Consider the following 5048-nt stretch of genomic DNA (forward strand, 5'->3'; position numbering starts at 1 on the left):
AAGGCTGTTCTTTATGAACTGGACGCAAAATCATCTGATCGGCTAAAGATTGTGAAGATTCTGAAACAACAGCCTGTTGCTTTCCATCAGAAAAATGAAGAGAACTTGCTGGAGGCAACATGACACGAGTCTGATCCTCTCGAGAGGAAGATACCGAAACACTAGAGATATTTTGTGCTTCTCTTAAATGACGTGGAGGACGTTGCTTGGGCATCTCTTTTTTAGTAGGTTTACGAGGGCTTGTATTTTTTCCTCCAGAAGAGGGAACTTGATCAGACTGTGTACCACTCCTCGCAGATAATGGAAGAGGAGTCTTCGCTTTCTTATTCACACATTGTGCCTCAGTATCCGAACGTCCCATATCTTCAGAAGCTCTAGATAAATACCAAATTTTAGAATGACCACTAGAATCAGCACATCTTTCTCTCTTCAGCAAGCGATACTGATAGGTTCCTCCATCAACAGCTGTAATGTCCTTCCCCGAAAAATCCGCCAGAGTAAAATTAGCTCCTCCCTCTTGGCTTTTATCGGTAATTAACGGAAGTTCAGTAACCAGACTATTCCTTTTTGAGAGAGAACCTGTAATTTCACGACCAGAATCTGCAACGCTTATTTTGTGATCGCCTGCACCTTTACCAATCGACAAGTAATCATTCAAATCTCCCGTAGCACTAATATTGAATCGAAAATGTAAATCCCCTGAAAGTTTCTCAACATGAAGTAAAATATGTCGTGGATCATACGGAATAGAAGTAAAAATAACAGTTCCTCCCTGCCCCCCTAAATCTTCAATTTCAATCTGAGGTTTTTCTCCTATATTTCGCTCACCAACCTCAAGTATTATTTCATCAGGTTTTCTTTCTATAGGAATGCTTTTCTTAGTCATATGATTTGTCCTGTCACCAGCGAATAAATAAAGTTTTCCGCCACCATTGACCCTTACTTCTCCAACAACTTCTTTTACACCAACATGTAGCCACGATTTAGCAGAATCTGTAATTGTTAAAGTATTCACAAACCCTCTAGGATATACAACTTGAATAGCTTGATCTTTCAAAGTAGTAGACAAAGATTCCCCTAGTGCTAAGACATGCTGTCTGCCATTCCCAGAGACCTCTGTATGCATTGCTTTTCCACCCTCTTTTCTTTGTCCTGCATAAAGATTTTGTTCTCCGTTATCCCCCACTTTCGTATACCAAGTCCCTGCCCCATCATACACATTCTGCTGCCCTATTACTCCATCTCCACCAGTAACTGTGGCATTATATGCACTACTTTGTCTAATCACTCGTGTAAGATCAATATTTGGCTCTTCATGAATAAACTGCTGACCTCCAAAAATTTTGGCGCTCAATGCAATTCCTGCACGTGTAACTATTTGCATCCCTCCTTTTTTAATAGTGGACCCCACGGAAGTTTCTCCATTATCAACAAGCTCTACATCACCATATTCAATCGTAATATTATTTTTGAAAATACGAGCAATCAGTTCTAAATTTTCTTGTTCCTTTTCTCTATTTCCCACATGTGTTGCTCTTGTTAGCTCTCCATTCCTGTTCTCAACTGCATTCGCAACTTGTACAAGACAACTACTGATCATCAATACTGAAAAACTTAACTTATGTTTATACTGCATTATCAACACTCCACTCTCAATTATTTAGAAAAGTATCCCACGGCTACGTAGGTAACTCGCCCTAGATTGTATCGTAATGTGTTTTATTTATGTTTAAAAACACTTTTAAAGTGTATTTTTTAATATAAACAACTTTAAGTTGCATACATATAAGCAGCTAGAAAGTTCTAACTTAAGGCAGAAAATCTGAATAAAATTCAAACTGTTCACTTGAGTTCAAGGAACAATTTTCAATATTTGAAGTTATAGATGAAAAAAAAACGCTCGTGCCTTCAAAGGAGAGTATAAAGATATCCTTACTGTTTGAGAAGATCTCTACACTCTCGAGAAGATAAAATCGAGTATTATCTCTTTAAGCTTGCAAAACAATTACATTCATAAAGTTAATCAGCCGCGTACACACATATTTAGAAACTATAGCGTAATCCTAAAATAGCTTGAAGAGCATTCTTAATCTTATGTCCTTTTAGATAATGTGCTTCCGCATAAAGTGTCAGTTTATCATTGACCGAACCGTTTACACCAATTCCCAATTTACCTGCATTACCCGATAAGTCTGTAATAAATTTATGCTGGTTATTAATTGTCGTATAATTATTATTTACATTCTCACGCAACCAAGCTGCCATAATGTAAGCTGTTAATGAAGTTTCTGAATTCACAAAGAATTCATGTCCTGCAGTTAATCCAACTTCACTGCGGAATGAAACCAATGGGCTTAGATCACCTATCATTCCATTTGAAAGTTTTATTTTTTTACCTTCAACCTGCAAACCTGTTAGCTTGATATAAGGCTGCATCCAAGTATTCTGTGCCGGTGTAAAATAACAACCAATTTCAAATGACCCACCTATCGCCCACTGATTGTAATGACTTTGAATAGCTAAACCATTCGTGGAGATAGCTTTCAAATTATCTCGGTAATAATTATATTTCAAAACACCATCCATATACCATCCGCGATGATCAAAATAAGTTGCATAAGTTCCAATGCTATAAGAACTCAGATTACTATTACCACCTCGTGCATGAGAAATACGTGCTTGATCATAACTACCGAAACCACCAACATACAACTCTCCATGCCTTAATTCACTCAACTGATCAGCACCAAAGACTAAACCTGTCTGCCCAAGCTTAAAGTGTGTATGACCTGTCGCAATACGTTCTCTGCTCTTAATCGCATAAGTCCATAGTTCGACATCTTTCCTATTTCTGTTCCAAATTTTTCTACCATTCCTTACAATTTGCAACTCATTGTTAAAAACAAGTCCAGGAACTACGGACAACGTTAACACCGCATCTGTAGAGGGTGTTGTAGATGTCTCACCAGGAGCAAAAGGATTTTCCGGATCTGGAATAGAGGTTTCTGGTCCACTGAGGCGGTCTGCAGATAAAAACCACACTTTTCCATTTTCATCCTTTCTTTCTTTCAAGTCATACATATAAGTTCCACCATCAACGGCGTTAATTTTGTCACCCTTAAGATCTGTCAGCGTAAAATGTGCGCCACCACTTTGATCCATAATTAAATCACGCTTATTTGAAAAAGGATCCGTGATTTCAACTCCAGAATCAGCAACACTTATCGTATGATTCCCAGCACCTTTCTCAACAAAGAGATAATCACCACGGTTATGGGCAATCGTAGTATTGAACGCGAAATGTAAATTTCCTGAAAGATTATTCACATGAAGCTGAGAATAATATGGATCAGAACCTGTAAACGAAAAAATAACACTCCCTTCACCACTTAATTTTTGTATCAAAGAACTTTTTCCATCAAACTCATCAGTAATAGAGTACAGTTTTGTATCTTTTCCATTTAAAATAATATCTTCTACTATGGTATGATGTTGATCATTCCCAGCATAAAGATGAATCTGCCCAGAATGATTTACCTGTGTCTTGCCTTCTAATGTTGCCCCAGCATGCACCCATGATTTTGTTTCATCATTCATTGTTAGATTTTTTACAGATCCATCAGCATATATTTCCTGAATAGCGCTCTCATTTAAAGTAACTCCAATAGCCTTACCGCCTTTTAAGATACGCTGTTTACCACCGCCAAAAACTTCTGTGTCAAATGCAAAACCACCATTTTTAGCACTTTGAGATTTTTTTCCAACCTCTTGTACGCCCCCTCGCATAACTTTCGTATCCCAAACTTTTCCGCCATCATATACTTTTTGTTGGCCTAGTATTTCATCTTGACCATAAATGACAGTATGAGAAGCACTACTCCCTTTAACTTCTCCTCCAACATCCCCCTCCCCGAAAACAAGTTGCTCACCACCATAAATTTTAGTCCCCTCTACTTTTCCTCCATTTCCAACACTTTGTTGTCCACCTTCTTTAACGACAGCATTTTTCGAAAAGCCTTGTTTTCCATTTAAAGCCTCAACATTTTCAGTTCCACCATGTTCAATTTTACTATTCTCACTGAGACCTCCTGCATACACATAAAGCTCTGCACCATTCCTTACAGTATTATTAATGGATCGCCCTGGGCTATCACTCTCGCCATCATTTGAAATGTATGCTTTACCTTCATTATCAAGGACATAATTTTCTAACAGTGCCCCATCTTTAATGAAGATAAGTTCAGGTTTTTTAAGAAACGCAATATTTTGTTCTTGTAAATTATATCCGACATTGTCACGACGACTGCTGTCAAGCTCTTGTTGACTCGCAAACACTCTAGCGCCCTTATCCTCAGTAAAATCGCTAGGCTTTTTTAAAAAGTCTAATTCATTGCGCGTCCTTATAATAACATCATTAGATGCTCCAAGAATGCATCTTCCTGTTTTCATATCCTCATTGTATTGATCCTGAAATATTTTGCCACTTTCATAACTTGAAGATTGACAAAAAAGTGGTATTCCCCCCTCATTTGCAGCAGCAGCTTGCACAAAACAGCTGCTCAACATGAGTATCCAACAATGTTGTTTCCATTTATATTGTAGAGCCATATCCTCCCCCCTTCACGCCTGCATAGACACTAAACGTAATTAGCTCTACAAAATATATTTTCAACCTTAGATTGCAAACAATCCTTCTTAAAAATCCTCCTTATCTCATAAAAAAACTGTTCTTTACAGTTTTTTTAATACTTTTTTGATCAAGAATATAAGGGCGTTTTTATAGTGCTTCTTTAGCATTTCCTCGGAGTTTTCTTATCAAAGAAAAAGTAATGCATAATAAAGTATATAAGGGCATACAGTTTATCATGAAAAGCGAAGCTGTATGCTCTGAAAAATTGTTCTCTGAGCCTTCATTAAAGACCTTTAAAAACAATCATACATTTAAAGATAACTAAAAAATAACCATATAATTAAAAACTATAGCGTACACCTAAAATACCCTGAAGGGACTGTTTTGTTTTACGTCCTTTAACATAATGTGCCTCACC

General features: G+C 37.3%; 2 protein-coding genes. Both read right to left on the reverse strand.

All coding sequences use genetic code 11. The features are described 5' to 3' along the window. Positions 1–1636, reverse strand: a 1636-nt coding sequence (locus tag U736_RS0108380; protein ID WP_026500650.1) for a pertactin-like passenger domain-containing protein, incomplete at its 3' end; no start/stop codon positions are given. 407 nt (positions 1637–2043) lie between these two features. Then, entirely contained in the window at positions 2044–4608 is a 2565-nt protein-coding gene (bafA, locus tag U736_RS0108385) for a BafA family autotransporter (protein ID WP_026500651.1), read from the reverse strand. Positions 4609–5048: the final 440 nt, after the last annotated feature.

The sequence above is a fragment of the Bartonella grahamii ATCC 700132 genome (assembly GCF_000518085.1).
GTDB classification, from domain to species: Bacteria; Pseudomonadota; Alphaproteobacteria; order Rhizobiales; family Rhizobiaceae; genus Bartonella; species Bartonella grahamii.